The sequence below is a fragment of the Psychrobacter sp. H8-1 genome (assembly GCF_904846575.1).
GTDB classification, from domain to species: Bacteria; Pseudomonadota; Gammaproteobacteria; order Pseudomonadales; family Moraxellaceae; genus Psychrobacter; species Psychrobacter fulvigenes.
This window is the reverse complement of record NZ_CAJHBG010000001.1, coordinates 640,379-660,430: the sequence shown is the minus strand read 5'-3', so window position 1 is coordinate 660,430 and position 20,052 is coordinate 640,379. Positions and strand designations below refer to the sequence as shown.

15 protein-coding genes and 2 pseudogenes are annotated in these 20,052 nt (G+C 39.9%); 3 read left to right on the top strand and 14 right to left on the bottom strand.

Features of this window, described 5'->3' with window-relative positions; translation table 11 throughout:
* Window positions 1-183: 183 nt before the first annotated feature.
* The 6 genes and pseudogenes from JMY01_RS02870 to JMY01_RS02845 form a co-directional block, all read right to left on the bottom strand.
* Window positions 184-1,380: an ATP-grasp domain-containing protein gene (locus tag JMY01_RS02870; RefSeq protein WP_201574139.1), complete on the bottom strand. Its 1,197-nt coding sequence runs from the start codon at window positions 1,378-1,380 to the stop codon at window positions 184-186.
* A 214-nt stretch (window positions 1,381-1,594) separates the two neighbouring features.
* Window positions 1,595-2,791: an acetyl-CoA carboxylase biotin carboxylase subunit family protein gene (locus JMY01_RS02865; RefSeq protein ID WP_201574138.1), complete on the bottom strand. Its 1,197-nt coding sequence runs from the start codon at window positions 2,789-2,791 to the stop codon at window positions 1,595-1,597.
* A gap of 7 nt (window positions 2,792-2,798) precedes the next feature.
* Window positions 2,799-3,893 carry a DegT/DnrJ/EryC1/StrS aminotransferase family protein gene (locus tag JMY01_RS02860; protein ID WP_201574137.1) on the bottom strand — a complete coding sequence of 365 codons (1,095 nt, stop codon included), beginning with the start codon at window positions 3,891-3,893 and terminating at the stop codon, window positions 2,799-2,801.
* Window positions 3,890-4,768 (bottom strand): glucose-1-phosphate thymidylyltransferase RfbA, encoded by an 879-nt coding sequence (gene rfbA, locus JMY01_RS02855; RefSeq protein WP_201574136.1) that lies wholly within the window; start codon window positions 4,766-4,768, stop codon window positions 3,890-3,892. Before rfbA ends, JMY01_RS02860 begins: the two co-directional genes overlap by 4 nt.
* On the bottom strand, window positions 4,768-5,826 hold the full coding sequence (rfbB, locus tag JMY01_RS02850; RefSeq protein ID WP_201574135.1) for a dTDP-glucose 4,6-dehydratase: 1,059 nt from the start codon (window positions 5,824-5,826) through the stop codon (window positions 4,768-4,770). Before rfbB ends, rfbA begins: the two co-directional genes overlap by 1 nt.
* Before the next feature lie 57 nt (window positions 5,827-5,883).
* A pseudogene (locus tag JMY01_RS02845) lies at window positions 5,884-7,686 on the bottom strand (polysaccharide biosynthesis protein).
* 153 nt (window positions 7,687-7,839) lie between these two features.
* On the opposite strand from JMY01_RS02845, the pseudogene JMY01_RS02840 reads away from it, so the two are divergent.
* Window positions 7,840-9,053: pseudogene (locus tag JMY01_RS02840) on the top strand (IS256 family transposase).
* Between the two features lie 122 nt (window positions 9,054-9,175).
* On the opposite strand, the gene JMY01_RS14025 reads toward JMY01_RS02840, so the two are convergent.
* The 3 genes from JMY01_RS14025 to JMY01_RS02830 all read right to left on the bottom strand — a co-directional run bounded on the left by JMY01_RS14025 (window position 9,176) and on the right by JMY01_RS02830 (window position 12,777).
* Complete coding sequence (locus JMY01_RS14025; RefSeq protein WP_265089832.1) at window positions 9,176-10,213, bottom strand: polysaccharide biosynthesis tyrosine autokinase; 1,038 nt, start codon at window positions 10,211-10,213, stop codon at window positions 9,176-9,178.
* 197 nt (window positions 10,214-10,410) lie between these two features.
* Window positions 10,411-11,394 (bottom strand): Wzz/FepE/Etk N-terminal domain-containing protein, encoded by a 984-nt coding sequence (locus JMY01_RS14020; RefSeq protein WP_227677637.1) that lies wholly within the window; start codon window positions 11,392-11,394, stop codon window positions 10,411-10,413.
* Window positions 11,395-11,721: 327 nt separating this feature from the next.
* Window positions 11,722-12,777, bottom strand: a complete 1,056-nt coding sequence (locus tag JMY01_RS02830) for a polysaccharide biosynthesis/export family protein (protein ID WP_227677636.1) — start codon at window positions 12,775-12,777, stop codon at window positions 11,722-11,724.
* A 679-nt stretch (window positions 12,778-13,456) separates the two neighbouring features.
* Between JMY01_RS02830 and rluB the strand changes: the two genes are divergently transcribed.
* On the top strand, window positions 13,457-14,371 hold the full coding sequence (gene rluB, locus JMY01_RS02825) for a 23S rRNA pseudouridine(2605) synthase RluB (protein ID WP_201574133.1): 915 nt from the start codon (window positions 13,457-13,459) through the stop codon (window positions 14,369-14,371).
* Between the two features lie 122 nt (window positions 14,372-14,493).
* On the opposite strand, the gene JMY01_RS02820 is transcribed toward rluB, so the two are convergent.
* From JMY01_RS02820 to JMY01_RS02810, 3 genes are all read right to left on the bottom strand, one after another.
* Window positions 14,494-15,057, bottom strand: a complete 564-nt coding sequence (locus JMY01_RS02820) for a hypothetical protein (protein WP_201574132.1) — start codon at window positions 15,055-15,057, stop codon at window positions 14,494-14,496.
* A gap of 30 nt (window positions 15,058-15,087) precedes the next feature.
* Window positions 15,088-15,705: a hypothetical protein gene (locus JMY01_RS02815; protein ID WP_201574131.1), complete on the bottom strand. Its 618-nt coding sequence runs from the start codon at window positions 15,703-15,705 to the stop codon at window positions 15,088-15,090.
* A gap of 148 nt (window positions 15,706-15,853) precedes the next feature.
* The gene (locus tag JMY01_RS02810) at window positions 15,854-16,624 is read right to left on the bottom strand and encodes a hypothetical protein (protein WP_227677635.1); all 771 of its coding nucleotides are present in this window, start codon (window positions 16,622-16,624) and stop codon (window positions 15,854-15,856) included.
* A 147-nt stretch (window positions 16,625-16,771) separates the two neighbouring features.
* Between JMY01_RS02810 and JMY01_RS02805 the strand changes: the two genes are divergently transcribed.
* Window positions 16,772-17,374: a LysE/ArgO family amino acid transporter gene (locus tag JMY01_RS02805; protein WP_201574130.1), complete on the top strand. Its 603-nt coding sequence runs from the start codon at window positions 16,772-16,774 to the stop codon at window positions 17,372-17,374.
* 173 nt (window positions 17,375-17,547) lie between these two features.
* On the opposite strand, the gene JMY01_RS02800 is transcribed toward JMY01_RS02805, so the two are convergent.
* Window positions 17,548-18,930: an NAD(P)-binding domain-containing protein gene (locus JMY01_RS02800; RefSeq protein WP_201574129.1), complete on the bottom strand. Its 1,383-nt coding sequence runs from the start codon at window positions 18,928-18,930 to the stop codon at window positions 17,548-17,550.
* A 280-nt stretch (window positions 18,931-19,210) separates the two neighbouring features.
* Window positions 19,211-19,852, bottom strand: a complete 642-nt coding sequence (locus JMY01_RS02795; RefSeq protein ID WP_201574128.1) for a MarC family protein — start codon at window positions 19,850-19,852, stop codon at window positions 19,211-19,213.
* Window positions 19,853-20,052: the final 200 nt, after the last annotated feature.

The following is a 20,052-nucleotide window of genomic DNA, read 5'->3' as shown; positions in this document are numbered from 1 at the left end:
TGTTTAACCATAAATTAACTAAGTGGCGTTTAGAAACTTCCTTATTAAAAACTTTCCAGACTGATAATCTATGTTAAATGCTCAATAATTTCATAACATGAGAAAAAACAGATGTTAAGATCAAGTATTCATAAAATAAGTAAAAAATCCTCAATAAATACAAACATCTCAGTATTTATGTTTCTACTCAACAAGAACGAGAATATCATTCTCCATATTATCCAACATATTTAACATTTTTTGCATAGAAGGGAACTTGATAATCATAGTACCCAATGTATCATGAGAACCACTAAACTTACTTACGCTGTCGCCAGGTTTAACATGAATATCCTGTTCTACAATATACGGTTTTACTCTATCCGACAGCCATAACTCTTTAAATAGCCCATCTTCTCGTGCATGTACTATGTAGCTTGACCAATACCCATTCAAACTATAGTCATCTTTTTCATCGAACTTGATACCAACAGCTTCATCTACCGTCGCAGCAATAGTATCTACACCTGAAGCATATTTAATAACTTGTGGAATTAGATTACCACCATTTCTTGGTCCAATTTCTATGATCCAGACTTCACCATTTGTATCAACGACAAACTCAACGTTAAATGCTCCAGTTTGGAATCCGAGTTTTGTGAGAACTGACTCAACTTGATTTTTTGCTTTTTGTTGTAACTCACTATCTAAAACAGAAGGAAAACTGATAGCGATAGGCGCATAAGGGTGACAGAGCGTATCTTGATGCTGATCACCCCATAGCCAGAAGGCTATTTTTCCATTACTCATAAATATGTCACTGTCTATTTGATATCCACTCCTTGGTATTACTTGTTCCGCCACTACTTTTTTTTCACGAGAGAAAGAGAGTGCGTGCTCAAAAGCACTGTCAAAGTCTTTATGTTCTTCTATGCGAGTGACACCTTTACTACCTGAAGAATCAATAGGTTTTATAAACGCGGGAACTCCAATTTCATTCAACCAGTTACGTGCTTTTTCTAGTTCATAAAACGATTCTGAACGCGGAACATTAAAGCCATTATCTGCCAAAAAAGTTCTAAAGTAATCTTTGCGCGCGAGTACCTCTACAGCAGCATAAGGATTGCCTGGTAGACCCATTTTTTCAGCAACATACGCTGCTGTAGGTGCTGCAGGATCAGAAGCATAAGCAACAATTCCATCTATTTTTAACTCTTGAGCTAATGTTAATACTGCATCCTTATCCGTGGTAGAAATATCGTAGTATTCATGAGCTAGCTTATGACCTGGGTTCTCGGGTAGATAGTCACAAGTGATTACGTAATACCCCTGTTCTAGAGCATATTTAATTGGTGGTGTTTGAGTTGGCGCTCCGCCTAAAAAAAGAATTCGTTTAGTCATTTTTAACTGGTACCTCTAATAATTTATAGTTCGCTTGGTAGTAGATCAAATTGTTAATAGTTACTTAGTAAATAAGTTATGAAAATAAAAAATCATTATAGATAAAAAATCGCTTTCAAAGTTAGGAGTTTATACTTTGACTCATACTAATTAATAATTTTTTAGACTACTCGAATTACATTTGGACCCACTTCAATTTCAATTGATTATTTTGCTATTTAACATCAACATAAATATCGTTTTCCATATTATCTACCATATCTAACATGGTACTCATATCAGGATACTCCAAAATCATCATACCAAGAGTATCATTCGATCCACTATATTTATTAACTTGATCTCCTGCTGAAGTGTACATATTCTGTTCAACAATCATTTTCTTAGCTCTTTCTGAGATATTTAGTTTCTTAAATAGCCCTGTTTCAATACTATGTACCATATAGCTGGACCAAAAACCTGTTACAGGAACTTGCTTTATATAACTGCAGTCCAAACCTAATGCTGCATCGACCGTTGCTTTAATCAAATCAATAGTTGTAGCGTAACGGATTACTTCTGGGATTAAGCATCCACCATTACGTGGCCCTAACTCAAGAAAATAAAACTTTCCCTCTTCAGAAAACACGAAATCAAAGTTCAATGCTCCCGTAGTCATATTTAACAAACCCAAAAGTCTTTGTGTTTCTTTATAAGCTTGTAGTAGTAAAACCTCATTATGAGAAGTTGGAAAAGTTTGACCAATAGGTACTAAGCCATTACAGAGCTTATCAAAATGCTCATCTGCCCAACAATAAAAAGCTAATTTACCTTCTAATATAAATCCATCACCTGCTACTTGATACCCTTGCTTAACTATTTTTTCTTCTACAACAACTTTTTTTTCTCGTGAAAAACTTAACGCATAAGAGAACGCTTTTTCTAACTGATCTTTAGACTTAATTTCTGTGACACCTTTACTACCAGATGAGTCAACCGGCTTTATAAATGCTGGAACATTTATTTTATCTAACCATAGCCTTGCTTCCTCTAATTCGTAAAAAGAATTGGACTTAGGTACGTTAAAACCATGCTCTTTCAAAAATTCTCGGAATAAATCCTTACGGGCTAACGTAAGTACAGAGCTATATGGGTTGCCTGGCAGTCTCATTTCTTCAGCTACATAAGCGGCAGTTGGTGCAGCAGGATCAGAAGCATAAGCAACCACACCATCTATTTTTAATCTTTTTGCAAGTGCCAAAACCGCATCTTTATCTGTCGTTGAGATAACATGAGATTCATCGGCCAATTGATGACCTGGATTATCTGGTAAATAATCGCAGGTAATAACATAGTACCCCTTTGATTTGGCATACTTTATTGGCGGAGTTTGCGAGTGTGCTGCACCCAAAAAAAGAACTCGTTTAGTCATTTTAAAGTCATCCTTTAATAACTCTTACAATATTATCAATATCATCAGTGCTCAAGTTTGGATACATCGGCAAACATAATACTTGTTCAGACAGCTGCTTAGCATTTGGAGTATCCGACTGGTACTGCTTATAAACATTAAAATCAGTCATGAGAGGATAAAAATATTTGCGAGCATAAATATTATGTTGTTTCAATTTCTCAAAGAGCTCATCACGGCTCAGAGAAAAAGAGGAGGATATTATGACTGGAAAATATGAGTAGTTGTCTTTATCTAAATTGAGTCGCTGGATACAAGTTATACCCTCTATATCCGCTAACAGCTCACGATAATGGCTATCAACTTTTTGACGAGCTTGTAAGGTTTGATCAATGGTCTTTAACTGCAGTAAACCTAAAGCAGCATGTACTTCACTCAGCTTACCGTTCATTGAGACATCATTCACCGTCGTTTCATTAACGATACCGAAGTTTTTTAGCTGGTCGATATGATGTTTCATTTCAGCACTATGGCAAACGATAGCACCACCTTCAAAGGTATTGAAGACTTTGGTTGCATGAAAGCTAACCATGCTTAAATCACCATAACTTAATAGGCTCTGTCCTTTGTATTTCGCACCAAATGCATGCGCAGCATCATAGATAAGCTTCAGATTATGCTTATCTGCAATAGTTTGTAATGCATCTACTTCGCATGGAATGCCATAGCAATGTACCGGTAAAATAGCGACAGTATTTTCCGTGACGGCTTTTTCTACTGCTTGTGGATCAATATTTGATGTGACAGGATCAATATCTACAAAAACAGGGGTCAGGTTGTTCCAAACGATAGCATGAGCAGTCGCAATGAAAGTATAAGGAGTAGTGATAACCTCCCCTTCTTTTAAACCTAATGCTTGTAGAGCTGTAATCAGAGCGATCGTACCGTTATTGAATAATGAAATATAATCAACGCCAAGGTACTCACATAGCTCTTTTTCTAGCTGTTGATGCAGTGGACCACCGTTGGTCAATATTTTATTCTCCCAAATTTGTTCTAAATAAGGGACGAAATCTTTGAGATCTGGTAGCACAGACTGAGTAACATAAATGGGCTTGTTCATAACTCACCCTCTGCCAATGAGATTAAATACTGACCATAGCCATTCTTACTCATGCTATTGCCAATCTCTAGTACTTGTTGTTTGCTTAACCAGCCATTATTAAGAGCAATTTCTTCTAAACACGCCACTTTATAGCCTTGTCGTTTTTCAATCGTTTCTACAAAATGTGCCGCTTCTAGCAAGCTTTCATGCGTCCCCGTATCTAACCAGGCAAACCCCCGACCTAAGAGTTCTACATTTAAGTCACCACGTTCAAGATACATCTGGTTGACTGTAGTGATTTCCACTTCACCCCGCTCTGATGGCTTGACTTGCTTGGCAATTTCGATGACATCATTGTCATAAAAATATAGTCCTGTGACTGCGAAATTAGACTTAGGCTTTTTAGGCTTTTCTTCTAGTGAAACTGCTCGCAGATCTTCATTGAACTCGACCACACCAAAGCGCTCAGGATCTTTTACTTGATAACCAAAAACCGTTGCCCCTGTTGCGCGATTAACTGCTTTTCGCAACATGGTTGTAAACCCTAGCCCATAAAAAATATTGTCACCTAAGACCAAGCAGACATTACTATCGCCAATGAACTCTTCACCAATAATAAAGGCTTGAGCCAAGCCATCTGGACTTGGCTGAGTGGCGTAACTGAGATTGATACCGAAATCACTACCGTCTCCAAGCAAACGTTGAAAGCCTTCTATGTCTTCTGGCGTGCTAATAATCAGCACATCACGAATACCTGCTAGCATAAGCACAGATAAAGGATAATAAACCATAGGCTTATCATAGATAGGAAGCATTTGCTTAGACACGCCTTTAGTGATTGGGTATAACCGCGTCCCTGAACCACCTGCTAAAATAATACCTTTAGTGTCCATTATTCACTTACTCCTAATCTTTCGCGTTGATAGCTGCCATCCTGCACTCGGCGGCACCATTCTAAATTATTCAAATACCAATTAACTGTTTTGCGAATACCAGTCTCAAAAGTCTCTTCTGGTGTCCACCCTAACTCACTTTCAATTTTGCTAGCGTCAATCGCATAACGTAAGTCATGTCCTGGGCGGTCTTTTACAAAAGCAATTAACGATTCATAAGAGACATTATCTGTTTGAGGCTTAAGGTCATCTAAAATTTTACAAATAGATCTGACCACTTCGATATTCTGTTTTTCGTTATGACCACCAATATTATAGGTTTCACCTATCACTCCTTCGGTGACAACTTTATATAGCGCACGGGCATGATCTTCTACATACAGCCAGTCACGAATCTGATCTCCTTTACCATAAATCGGTAATTCCTTACCATCTAATGCATTTAAAATAACGAGAGGAATCAGTTTTTCAGGAAAATGATAGGGCCCATAATTATTAGAACAATTCGTAATCAAAACTGGAAAATCATAGGTACGATGCCATGCTCGCACTAAATGATCAGAACTTGCTTTAGAGGCGGAGTAAGGGGAACTAGGGGCATAAGGTGTGGACTCTGTAAATAAGCCTGTCGTTCCTGCCAAATCGCCATATACTTCATCTGTAGAAATATGATGAAATCTAAATGCAGATTTCTCCTCAGCATTCAAACCTTGCCAATACTTACGCGCAACTTCTAACAATGTATAAGTACCAACGATATTTGTGTTAATAAACTCTGCAGGTCCATCAATAGAACGGTCCACATGCGATTCTGCTGCCAAATGCATCACTAGATTTGGTTTAAAACTCTCAATAGCTGACTCTAAATCCTCTGCATCGCAAATATCGATCCTCTTAAACTGATACCTACTGCTATCTTCGATTTCTTTAAGTGACTCTAAATTGCCAGCGTAGGTCAGTTTGTCGATATTTAAGACTTCATCATCGGTATGTTTAATAATATGGCGAATCACAGCAGAACCGATAAAACCTGCACCACCAGTAATTAGTATTCTCATAACAATTCCATTGAACCTTTGGTTTTTTGGCTAAAAAATCTGTTTCGGGTAATGAACTTAGGTAGTCATAGAACCTGCGTTATATCCCTCTACAAAGTAAGCAAGTTCCTGCTTAAGCCATTCAACATCATGTGGCTGCGCTCTGTGTATCAGCTGCGACAGCATATTTTCGATATCCATTAATGGAAAACTATCTTCGATTGCTTGTCTAATCAAAGGATGATAGGTGGTCTCAACATTACCATCACCAATGATAAGCTCTTCGTAAAGCTTTTCACCTGGTCTAAGCCCAGTAAAAATAATTTCAATATCACCTTCAGGATTGGTTTTGTCTTTTAGCTTATACCCTGTTAGAAAAATCATACGTTTGGCTAAATCTACAATCTAGACTGACTCACCCATATCAAGCACAAACACTTCACCACCTTTCGCCATTGCGCCAGCTTGAATAACTAGACTTGCTGCTTCAGGGATGGTCATAAAATAACGTGTTACCTCTGGGTGAGTAACAGTGATAGGGCCACCTTTCTCGATTTGCTTAGTAAACAAGGGAATAACAGAACCAGACGAACCCAACACATTACCGAAACGCACCATACTGAAACAAGTCTTACTGTTCATTTGGCTGAGCCCTTGACATACCAGCTCAGCTAAACGTTTGGAAGCTCCCATTACATTTGTAGGTCTAACTGCTTTATCAGTAGAGACGAGTACAAATGTCTCTACCTCAGCCTGCATGGCTGCATAAGCACAGTGATAAGTGCCTTTAGAATTATTAATAACACCCTCAAATGGATTACTTTCTACGATAGGCACATGTTTATAAGCGGCTGCATGATATACCGTGTTCACGCGATATTCTTCGAATACTTTCAGCAGCTTATCTTCATTAGTGACATTACCGATCATCGCTACAATCTTAATGTCTTCATAAGCCGGGTTATTTGTTTGTTGTATCGTTAACTCTTGATGAATGGCATACAGAGCATATTCAGAAAGCTCATAAAGTATCAAACACTGAGGCTTATTTTTAATGATCTGACGACACAGCTCACTTCCAATAGATCCACCAGCGCCAGTAACAAGGATGTTTTTACCTGTGATATTCTTACTTAACAAAATATCATCTGGTTCAACAGTTTGACGATCTAATACGTCGAGAATGTTGACTCGACGCATGTTACTCACTGTAACTTTTCCGTCAGCGATCTCATGCAAGCTTGGTAGCTGCTTGATTTTTACAGGAACTTCTGAAAAATCATTGATTATCTGTCGACGACGGTCACGACTGGCAGAAGGTATTGCCAGAAATATCTGTGAAATGTTTCTCTTATTTATAAGTCCTAAGACTTCATTAGCTGCATATATTTTTTTGCCAAATAAGTAACCACCTGCAACTTCTAGATTATCATCGATAAAAGCCACGACACGGTATTTGTCAGAGCGCTCTAGACCTTCAAACAACTCTCTACCAGCTGCACCTACACCGTAGATAATGACGTTTTCACGAATATTTCCATGACGGTTTCTATAGTTACCTTTGCTGAGCTCTAATATCTCTCTAATACTTAAGCGAATACCCCATAACCATATATAAAAGAAAAACAAGTATAGAATAGGGACTGAACGTGGGATATACGCTAAGGAATCGAATGAGTAAATAATTTCATAAACAATAATGAGTACAACAAACATCTGCAAAACTTTACGCATTGCTGTGTCGGAAAATATTCTTGATAGCCCCTTATAAAACCCAATATAGTACAGGCCAATTACAGGAGGTAAGGCAAAAATACATAGAGCAAATAAGCTGATGTGGTTATCGATATAGCCGTATCTTAAGGATAATGCAAAAAACAAACACACTACTGACATCAAGAAGTCTGCACTAATTAGGATACTACGTTTAACTCCTCGTGGTAGAGATAGCAAACGTCTAGCGTTACGCTGATACCAAGAGCCTTTCCTAAAAACTGTGTAACTGCTTATAATCCCCTAACAGGAGAATAAGCAATGACTACTCAATCTGACATTAAAAAACTGGCCGAGCAAATGGCTGGTAGCATGAACAGCTTTGATGACATCAAAGACTTCCAAAAGCAGCTCATGCAATCCTTTATCGACACTGCCCTTGAAGCTGAGATGGAAGACCATCTCGGCTATCCCAAGCATGAAAAGGCGGATAAACCTAATAAGCGTAACGGGCACACTAAAAAGACCGTCCGCAGTGACACAGGCGAGCTTGAAATCTCTACCCCAAGAGACCGTGATAGCAGCTTTGAGCCTGTACTCGTTAGTAAGCATCAAACCCGTATTAGTGGCCTTGATGACAAGATCATCTTCCTTTACGCCAAGGGTCAAACCACCACTGAGATCGTAGAGAGCATTAAAGAGCTCTACGATGTCGATATCTCCAGTAGCTTAGTTTCAAGAGTCACCGATAATATCTTAGACGACATCACCGCTTGGCAGAACCGGCCACTGAGCAGTGTTTATCCTATCGTCTATTTAGACTGCATCGTCGTCAAAGTACGTCAAGACAAGCAGATCATCAACAAAGCCATTTACTTAGCCCTAGGTGTTGCTCTTAACGGTAAAAAAGAGCTGCTTGGCATGTGGCTCTCAGAGAATGAAGGCGCTAAGTTCTGGCTGGGCGTACTCACTGAGCTACAAAACCGCGGGGTACAAGATATCCTCATTGCCTGTGTCGACGGCTTAAAGGGCTTCCTGATGCCATTAACACCGTCTATCCAAAGGCACAGGTTCAGCTGTGTATCGTACACATGGTGCGTTACTCAATGAAGTTCGTACCGTGGACGGATAAAAAGGCCGTAGCGGCTGATTTAAAAGCCATCTACGGTGCGGATACGCTTGAGATAGCAGAGGCCAATCTTGAGCACTTTGATGAGACTTGGGGTAAGGATTACCCGCACGTGGTTAAGTCTTGGCGCAATAACTGGGAGGGCCTAACGGTGTTCTTTGGCTACCCTAAAGACATCAGAAAAGTGATTTATACCACCAATGCGATAGAGTCGCTAAACAGTGTGATTCGGACGGCAGTGAATAAGCGTAAGGTGTTCCCATCTGATCAGGCAGCATTCAAAGTGGTGTACTTAGCCACCCAGCAGGCGTCTAAAAAGTGGTCGATGCCAATCCGTAACTGGACGTCTGCTCTGAATCGTTTTATGATTATGTTTGATGACCGTATCAGTAAGCATTTAATCTAAATGGCAGTTACACAGAATCTGGGATGGTCTCGATACCAACTGTCATCAGCGTTGCTAGTTACAGAATAGGTGCTCTTAGGCTTTTGCTTCATAGACATAAAATTCAACTTATAAAGTTATTACTACTTACTATGGCCATATGAATAGGCATAGTTATAGTTATTCTTGTCAAGCATTCCTTGCTGAACATCATTTAGTACAATACCATCGACTTCAATCTTCGCTTTATTCATTTGTTTAATGGCGTATGCTAATTGCCCTTCTAGTGAGTCGTTATGCTTGGTTACCATCAACACCTGATCTGCATGCTGTGACAGAACTACAGCATCTGTAGCCGCTAATACAGGAGGCGTATTAACGATAATATAGTCATAGTGTTCAGTCAGCTCCTTCATCAATTCGCCAAACCTATCACTGGCAAGTAGCGAAGACGGATTGGCTGTTTGTTGCCCACGAGGAATCAAATCAAGATTGTCTATGCTAGTAGGGTGCGTAATGCTGGCTATTTTCGGATTGGTTGGTGAAAAATAATCAGCAAGGCCTGCAGGCTGCTCTACATTAAAAGTCTTATGCAAGCTTCCTAAATGCATATCAGCATCAATAACAAGAACCTTCTTATCTAACTGTGAAAAAACTTCTGCCAAGTTGGCACAAATGAAAGACTTACCAACTTCTGGACTCTCTGCTGTCAGTACAATCACTTTGCCACGCTGATTAACAGCGCCCTGAGAAAGTCCTGACATTAAGAATGTTCTAAGACCCTTGATGGCTTCATAACTTAAACTGCTGTTATTTGAATATGACAACAAAGGATTAGTATTAGCCTTACCATTGCTCAGTCCTTTTGAAGATCTTGATCTTGGGATCGTTGCAATGACAGGAACCCCCATTTTTGCTTCAATATCCCTAGGATCTCTAACAACATCTCTCATTAGGTTTCTGAGCAACACTATCATCGCTCCTAAACCCCCTCCAAGTATTATACCCAGTAGCCATATCACCAACTTTCTTGGAGCAATAGGTTTATAAGTATTACTAGGAAAATCGATGATTCGCGCGAAACCAATTTGACCAGCTTCAACAATTTTTAATTGTTCATAGTTCTTGAGTAAAGTCAGATATATCTCTTTATTAATATTGGCATCTTCTGCCAATTTCAAAAACTCTCTTTGCACTTCGGGTAACCGCTCAACGCTCCGAGTTATCTCATTTTTTCTAGCATTCAAAGCTCTAAGTTGGTCATTAATCTGAATAACTAGCGGGTGCTCTTCAGTATAATAAGTAGTAAGCTCTGCTTTTTTTGAGTTTTAGCTCATTAAGCTGAGCATCTATCTGATAGTTTTCTGTTACTAATAATTCAGCTTTGATTAACATCGATAGTGCCAGATTGTTCACGAAACTTATTGTATGCTGCCTCAGAGGTTTCAAGCTGCTTCTTTAGTACAGGGATTTGCGTTTCCATAAACTGCAGGGTTTTTGTTATTTCTTCAGAACCGCGAGACTGATTTTGATCTAAGTAAGACAAAACAACTTCTTTCAAGATCAAGCTAACTTGATCTTGATCAGCTCCTTTTAAAGAGACCCTAATCACACCTGTTGACCTACCAACCTCTTCGACTGATAAAGCTCTATTTAAGTTATCTGTTGTTGTTTTGAGCGCTTGCCTTGTTATTTCAATAGGATGATTCTCATCTGGCAAGTCACTTACCATGATTTGAATCTCACCATCTGGAGTTACAAAGGTGTTAGGTCGGTTTATCCAACCTTTAAAGCTCATATCATCATTGCTAAGCTCAAATCCTGAGCTTGTTCTAAGAAGTTTAAATTGTTTGTTTAGGTAAGCTTCAGGAACATCAAAACTAACAACTTGCGCTAACCCACTCTCAGTTTTTAGCGAAACGCTGTCTACCATATTGATTTGCGAGTGAATTCGGTCTTTCTGTAGCTTATCTAAGTGACTAACTAAAGGATCAGATAGCTGAATATTTAAATGTAGCAAGTCGACTACAGGCTCTAACACCATACGTGATTTTATCAACTCTGCTTCAGCTTGAGCTTTGGTCAAAACTTGATCTATAGCTCCTACTTGCTGAGAGGTAGTGCTAAGTGCCGATACACCTTGAGAGCTTTCCTCTTCAATTTGAATAATAGCATCTGCTTCAAATGTTGGAGAAACATATCGACTGTATAAAATACCGAGCAATAAACCCAGTGCAGCCAATAAAAGGATAACTTTCCAACCGCGTAATAACATTAGCATTAAAGCTACCAAATCTATGTCATCACCACTTTTAGGAGCCATAGATTCTGATGTATTCTGTATGTCTTTATATTTGCTCATAAATACCCGCTACTTAGCTTATCAACTTATTGATAAAGGACTTTGATTGTATCTTTTTGTCTGCCTTTAAGATTGAGTAATTACTTTGGTATTAAGACCATATCTACCAAACTAATAACTATTGCTTTTTCTATATACCCTATAGTCTTATTCATTTCTTCACACGTAACATTCAGACTGATATTCATCTTATCCATAAAGCTTTACTGTAGCTCGTAACTAATATCAAACTATGTAGATATTGATGAGTCATCACGAGAATAAAAATAGAGCTACAGTAATCCTAAAAATACGTGTCACTAAGATATCAACGAATAATTTAATAACCTATAAATCTGATAACAAACTGATTGTAGAGGTGGACGGCAATAACAGACTAATAATACGATTCCAACGAGCCAGTCCAGTGGCATCGACATAAACAATGTCGTTAGGATGCATCTCAAAGCGATTGGCTAGAGCAAAATTCGTCACTGTCTGCATATCAATATAATAAATATTTGTCAGCACAGACTGCGGATTGTCTCTTACAATATAGATTTTAGCTGCATTAGCTGTAGTAGCGTCTAATCCACCTGACTGCCCTAGTACATGAGCTAAATTAAGTCCTTGCTCTGGTATCGGTACCGGAGCAATTCTGCCAAGCTCGCCCAATACATAAACTTGTTTTCGGCTTAAGCTATTGACATGAATGGAATCACCATCCTGTAAGTAGATTTGGCTAGCTGACCTACCAGCCTTTTGCAATGACTGCAGTCCTATGGAGTAACTCCTCCCATCTCGATTCAACACTATATTGTTTGAATCACCAACAGCCGTCGCACCACCCGCCATAGAGATAGCGCTATATAGTGAAACTGGTGCGTCTGTAATAGCAAATTCACCAGGCTGTCTGACCTCACCATCGATAAAAAACTTGTTACCAAGATAGTTTATTACTTTGACTTGAGGGTCAGAATGTTTTAGATAGCGTTGCAATTGTCCACGCAGATTGGCTGTAAACTGCGGCACACTCAAACCGCTAGCTTTAATACGTCCAATCAATGGAAACTGAACAAATCCTTGTTGATCAACAGGAAATCCTGAATCATATGGGTTGTTCTCATTTCCAGTTGGAGGGGTTATTTCTGGATAACCAACAAGATTGATACCCAAAATATCGCCTTGAGAAATACGGTATTCAGACTTATAAGAATTTTGAATGAGTTGATATATGTCATTATCAGGTCTGACAACTTGTGGCGGCGGCAGAGTAGCTAAGCTCAAAGATTGAATATTAAACTCTAAGCCGTTGTCTGCCGTAAAATACCCAGTGGGAGGTAAACTTCCCGTCTGAAATCCAGAGTTAATGGCACAGCCAGAGAGTAATCCTATAGATAACAAGCATGAAACGCTCAATAACCTAGCGGACTTATATGTAGAAAAAAAATATCTATAGACCATAATAGTCTCTCAAGTTAACGTTCAAAAAAGCAGGTTAGTATACCCTACATTCATAAAAGCGAATTAATACTCACCAAATATACACGCAAAACAAACGTACCGCAATATTAAGAACTTTTGCAGACAGTAAAAACTAACCTCTACATAATATCTTTATAAACAAGAGCTTGCCAGTCCACCTATCTATTTTATTAAAACAAAAGCAAACAAAAGACAGGTAGTTTAGAGTATTTTTATAGGGTAAATGGTGCTTATTTAAGTTTAAACGGTATAAAATGATATAAAAAAATAAAAAACCTTCTTTTTAACGTATATATTAGCGAAACATAATCAAACTTTTGGATACAAAAAAACTGGCTATATCTCTACTTTATTAAACTCAAAACTCTGTATTAGCTAATTAGCAATGATATGCAACATGAAGTTTCTCATTGTTATTCGAAAAAATGGATGGACTTTTGTTTTCTTGTTGAGATAATCAATCACAATGTAACTCTAGTGTTATTACGTAGAAGAAAAAGTGCTGATTTTCGCGCTAAACATCGCAAAATAGCGTAGAATATACAGTCCAAATTTCTTACATTGCGAAATGTAAACCAACCGATTCAAGGTAATCCTTATGAAAGATGAAAAACTACAAAAAGCCCTTGCCCGTATGGGTTTAGGCTCACGCCGTCAGATGGAAGAAGTCATTAAGTCTGGCCGTGTCTCAGTCAATAGTGGCCCTGCTACGATTGGTGATCGCGTGAGCCAAGGCGATGAGATTCGCGTCGATGGTCGCTTGATTAAATATACTGCGGAAAACGAGAAGCGCCGCCGAGTATTGGCTTACTATAAGCCTGAAGGTGAGATCTGCTCTGCTAATGATCCTGAAGGTCGTCCAACCGTGTTTGAACGCTTGCCAAAGCTGACGCATGACCGCTGGGTGATGGTGGGGCGTTTGGACATCAACTCCTCTGGACTATTATTATTTACCAATGATGGTGAAATGGCACATCGCTTGATGCATCCGTCCAATGAGATTACTCGTGAGTATGCTGTACGTGTGCTGGGTGAAGTGACTTCTGATATCGCTCGCAATCTGACTGCGGGCGTCATGCTAGAAGATGGTATGGCACAGTTTGAAGATATAAAAGACGGCGGCGGCGAAGGCGTCAATAAATGGTATCACGTCAAACTCAAAGAAGGTCGTAATCGTGAAGTGCGCCGCTTATTTGAGTCGCAAGGCCTTAAGGTAAGCCGTCTACTACGTACGCGTTATGGCAGTATTGCACTACCGAAAGAACTGCGTACTGGTCGTTTCTTGGAGCTGGACAAAAAAGACATCAATACCCTAACTGATTTGGTCAGTCTGCGTCCACGTCATGGTACTGGTTTACATGGTGCCGCCAAAGAAAAGCAAGAGCGCATCAAAAACAAGCCACTAAAAGCGCGTCGTACGGATAGTCGTAGTAATAGTACCAAGCCTAAGAGTAGCGCAAGCCCAGCCAGTCGTGGTTCACGCAATACTCGTGATCGCAACAATAAGCGTTAAAATGCACTTATTCTAAAATTGCTATCCGTTTCATATTTGTATTAAAAAAGCTGCCAGTGAATTCACTGGCAGCTTTTTTGATTCATATTTTGAACCGTTGATAGTAATTTAATCTACTTTTATCATGACTGACTGTCTATATAACGCTTCATAACACGTAAATCTTGCAAGTTTTGAGTGTCTATTTGCCTGATAAAACCATCTAAACGTCCCTCAATACTATCCAATGCTTGTTGCAACACCTCAGCAGCCTCGATTTGGTTGTCGTTATAAGTCGTTTGCTGGTTTGTGCCTGTGCCTGTACTCATTAAACGATAATGGCTATCCAGTATTTCAGGCAAGCGCGTATAAATAAGCTTATGTAGAATAAAATGCTCTTCACTGATAATTGGGGTTTTATTTTGTTGTTTTAAATTCTGCTGATAATTTTGGTAAATTGCTACCTTTTCATCAATGCTCTGTAATTGGCGCAGCTGCCTGTCTGTTAACACCTTAAGATAACTCTTATGTAAACTCAGCTGCTGCCAGCTCAATTTAGACAAAGCTAATGGCGCACTAGAATCTTGATAGATGAGCACACCTGGGGTAATGCCAACCGCTTTATGGAAAGCATGCCAGCCCTTTCTGCCTAAATAAATGGCGGTAATGGTGGTAGCCGCTACTCCAACACCCAGTATGATACTCATATCCAGTTATTCCTTATCCACTATCCATCTCTAAGTCTTGTTTTCATCAGCCATTGGTCTATCACTGGTATCAATACGTGTGGTCTCTAGTATTTGCACCTCAGATGCAGGGTTATCAAAGCGCTGCTGCAAATATCGTTTGGTAACCAGCAGTTTTTGGCCGTCTTGATGATAAGAAGCATCCAGTAAATCATCGAACTGGGTATTAATGGTTCTAAGTACCTCAAGCAAAGCTTCTTTACCAGTGACATCGGAGTGTTTAATTTTGGTATTGTCGGCACGTGCACCATCTAAATCATGCAGACGACGATAGTCAGCCACTGCTTGTGGAATATGCTTATCCATCAAGTTTTGAATCATGAGATAGGTTTCACTGACGGTATCAGTATCGTCTATCTTGCCATCATTATTGGTATCACCATAAATTACTCGTAACTTTTCGCCTTTTTGGTTAATCTGAGTAAGCGCTGTTTTGACTTCAGCAGGTAAGCTTTTTTCAGGAATATAACCCAGTTGCGGCATGGCTTCATAGGCAAGCATTTTGGGTGCAGTGAGTTTTTTGACACCACGATAGCCCAGATATAACCCTGCTGCTGGTAGTACCCCATATAAAATAAACATCACTAACATAGCCGTTGCTTGGGTCATTATCTCATCCTCATGTTTGATAGATTTATTATTATTATTGATTGTTCAACAGACCTTAATATTAAACAAAAAAATAAGGCTCTATGAAAGCCTTATATTGTTATGTATTGAGCCGTCTGTATTTAATCACAATGATTTAGAGCAGAAACTAGCTTTTGGTACGGCTCTTAACATAACGATGTGTTGAAGCAAGTTTGTTCATGACCGTTTGATGTAATTCATCGAGCAATTCGTCCAATTCATAATCAATCTCCAAAAACAGATCGGTAAGCATATCGCCTGCAGTCATACTGCCTTGTGCCATGTTGTTCTTAGTGCGATGCGGACTAAAGCGCTGTAGCTGCTCGTAATGATGTAGCGCTTCTGGAATGCTCTCTGACACCAGCTTATCAATGACAAACTGGCGCTCATTGTGCTGTTGTTGCTGCTGCTCGTTTAGCTCACCGCTCCAGTCACGGTAGCGTTTCAGTTTGCCATTAATTCGGTCAAGAATAGCCACCGCTTCGATGGGCATGGCATTTAGGGTGGCCTCGTCAACCACATCAACAAGTTCAGTCATAATCGGACAGCGTCCATGTTTGAGATACCATAAAGTATCAGGGTCAAAAGGAGGGCGATTGGTCGGGCGCAACTGCGCGCGATTGGATAGATATCGATCAGTCAGCGGCGTTGGTGAGTGTATATCATTAACCCGCGCCAAGGCGTCACAGATACGATCAGCACGCGCAGGAGGTGTCAGTACAGAACCTTTATGACTCTCCAAATTGCTGTTGGAATCGCTGTTATCGGAATTACTGTTATCAGCACCTTCTGTGTCGCAGCTGACAGCCGCTTGCTGAGCGCTCTTTGCAGCTTGCGTTGGCAGATCATCATGAGCTTGCCCAAATGACTGTAGCATTCTTGTCAAACTTACGACCATGACCTACTCTACTCCTCATCCGTTGCTTTCGGTATCGTGCTGGTATTGCGTACATTCATTCAATAGCGTATCTTAACAGCTTTTTATCTGTCTGCCAGTAAGCAAAATGTCACCACACTCTCTCTACAACACTGTAAGCACAATATTATGAATGCTCCCGATTATATTTCTGGCTTCTTGCTTGGGCTGTCTCTCATCATCGCAATTGGTTCACAAAACGCATTTGTGCTCAAACAAGGTCTGAGACGCGAACATATATTCTTTATTTGTCTGTTCTGTGCGCTCAGCGATGCGTTCTTGATCTCTGCTGGCGTCGCTGGTTTTGGTGCAGTGACCGCTCAATACCCACAAGTTATCAATGTTGCTAAGTTCGCGGGCATAGTATTTTTACTCGGCTATGGATTACAAAGCCTATATGCTAGTGTGCGTTTATCTCATGCTCTGACTGTTGATGGACAAACTGTAACTAGCTTAAAAAAAGCACTATTATTGTGTTTTGGCTTTACTTGGCTCAATCCTCACGTCTATCTAGATACATTGGTGCTAGTGGGGATGGTTTCAACAGGAGCAAGCAGCAAACTGGCATTCGCAACTGGTGCGGTGAGCGCTTCATTCTTTTTCTTCTTTGCACTTGGCTATGGCGCAAGGCTATTAAAACCATTATTTGCAAAGCCTAAAGCTTGGAACATACTTGATGCACTGATAGGTATTTTGATGTTTTATTTGGCTTGGCACTTATATCAAAGTTAAATTGTACCAAAGCTAAAGCTAAACAAAACAGAAGCAGAAACAAAAAAACCAAACACACTCATTGAGTATGTTTGGTTTAGATAGTCTGTGTTGTTGCCTCTAATACTGCTATTAATGTTGCTACTCATCATTTTACTATTAGTGAAGGCAACTATGAAACAGCTTGTTTCGGTTTATGATGCTTTTTTGCGCTTCTTAGGTTTAACGAAGGTTAAGTTTAAGAAGTGCTCTAGCGAGTCATCAAGAATATCTAGCCACGGCTCTGGTAACTCAGGAGATAAGGTCCCAGTCAAAGTAGAACGATAGGCCTTTTCTCTAAAGGTCATGATGTTCTCGGCTTTGTCTTTTTGCCATTCTTTCAAGATCTCGCCCTGCTCTTCTACCGCGAACTCTGGATAATCCGTTGCATTCGTTAAATCACGGATATAAGCAGCTTGAAAATCAATTGAATCGCTGACTGTGACGCACTTAGCATAGGTTGCCAACCATTCTTGCTCGTCTTTTTCACGAGTGGCTAGATCTGGCAATTCAATATCACCCATGATTACATCGCGGGCATACCATGCTTGCGCATCAAACATATTAAAGGTGAAGTACTGATCTTGCATGCCCAAATAAATCAGTTTTGGATTAGGCTGCCAGAAAATACCTTTATACAAGTTGGCTGGATACAAGCAGTTGTGCGTCTGCAAGCGTAGCTCATCAGGCATGAATGGGAAATGGAACAAGTAACCCGTACACATAATGATGGCATCAAAGCTTTGGCTAGTTCCATCAGCAAAGTGTGCCACATCATCTTCAAAGTGAGTCACTAGTGGTACTTCTTTAATACCATCAGGCCAGTCGTAGCCAAGCGCTTGTGTGCGATAGCTGATCGTCACTGATTTGGTACCGTACTTGTAGCACTGCGTGCCTATGTCTTCGGCAGAATAACTGCTACCGATAAGTAAGATATCTTCGTCTTTAAACTCTAGTGCATCACGGAAGTCATGAGCATGTAGAATACGACCTGGGAACGCTTCCAAACCTTCAAAGTATGGCATGTTTGGCGTGGAGAAATGGCCTGTCGCAACCACGACATAATCAAACTCTTCAACTTCTTGCTCACCGCTTTTATGATTCATCACCGTAACGGTGAATTTTTGCGTTTCATCATCAAATGATACCCAACGTACTGGGCACTCAAAGCGGATGTATTTTTGAATATCTTGCTTATCGATACGACCCATGATGTAGTCTTTTAGGACTTCACGTGGTGGGTATGATGGGATAGGTTCACCAAAATGTTCGTCGAACGAATAATCTGCGAACTCTAAACATTCTTTAGGGCCATTTGACCATAAATAACGATACATACTACCGTGGACAGGCTCACCATTTCTATCTAGACCTGTGCGCCAGCTATAGTTCCACATACCACCGATAGCATTTTGTTTTTCATAACAAACTATTTCCGGTAAGTCTTTAGCACCGGCTAAACGAGCTGCTTCAAAAGCACGTAATTGCGCCAGACCACTTGGACCTGCACCTAAAATAGCAATTCTTTTCTTACTCAAGATTAACTCCTGCTAAAATTAATGGAAGCCCATTATAACATAATTTTATTAATGACTTTTAAACGCGGTGGTTCTTGGTTATCTATAGGCGATTAGACGCTGCAAAGATAGTTGCTAAGTCTATTTTAATGTGGCGCTGAGTAGTGATGATTTGAGAAGCTTAATATTTAGAAACGACAGGCCTTTTAGTTTTATTGCCTGCCATTGATTCAGAGGGAGTGTGTGTGTATGGATGGAAAAGAGAACATAGTAAAAAAGAGAGCGATAAAGCTTTTAATGGCTATACCAAACCAGGAAACAAAGTACGCAAGCCGCTAACAATAATTTCAATAGAAACAGCAGCCAACAACATACCCATGATTCGGCTCATAATGTTTAGACCTGTATCACCAAGCAAACGGCTGATACGTCCTGCTGCCATCAGCGCTAAGTAACAAAAAAGACTGATCAATAAACCTGCAATAATAACCGCAGAGACACGCAATATACCTGAGACTTGCGAAGAGTAGATAATGACCGTTGAGATACCACCAGGACCAATCATCATAGGAATAGCCAGTGGTACTACCGCTGAAGCGGTGCTTGGAGGGGCATACCTATCGAATTCAACATCGAAGTTTTCTTGGTCAGGCTTGGCTGGATTACCCTCACCATTCATCATATTAAGGGCAATTAAGAATACTAAAATCCCACCTGCCAGCTGGAACGAGCCTATAGAGATACCAAGTGCCTTTAGCAGTACTTCGCCTACTACCGTAAAAAAACTGATCGTAATAAAAATAGTCAAACAGGCAACGCGGGCAACTTTGCGTCGATTAATCATCGAGTAGCCGCGCGTCAAGTCTAAAAATAGCGTCAAGGCACTAAATGGATTGATCAATACCACAAAGGCCAAGATGATTTTAATGATTTCAGTATCCACTGAGCACTCGCTTATTCATCGGTAAAAATAAAGCAAAAAATAAGGTCATCGTGCGCGTGCAACAATGACCCAGTAGGCGTTTAATAGCGGCATTGTAGCATAGGCAGATATGCTAATAAAATCATTAACTTCGATTGATTTTATCTTATAAAAACACCAGTCAACAAAACACTATTTAGTCCTCTTAAGACGCTACCATA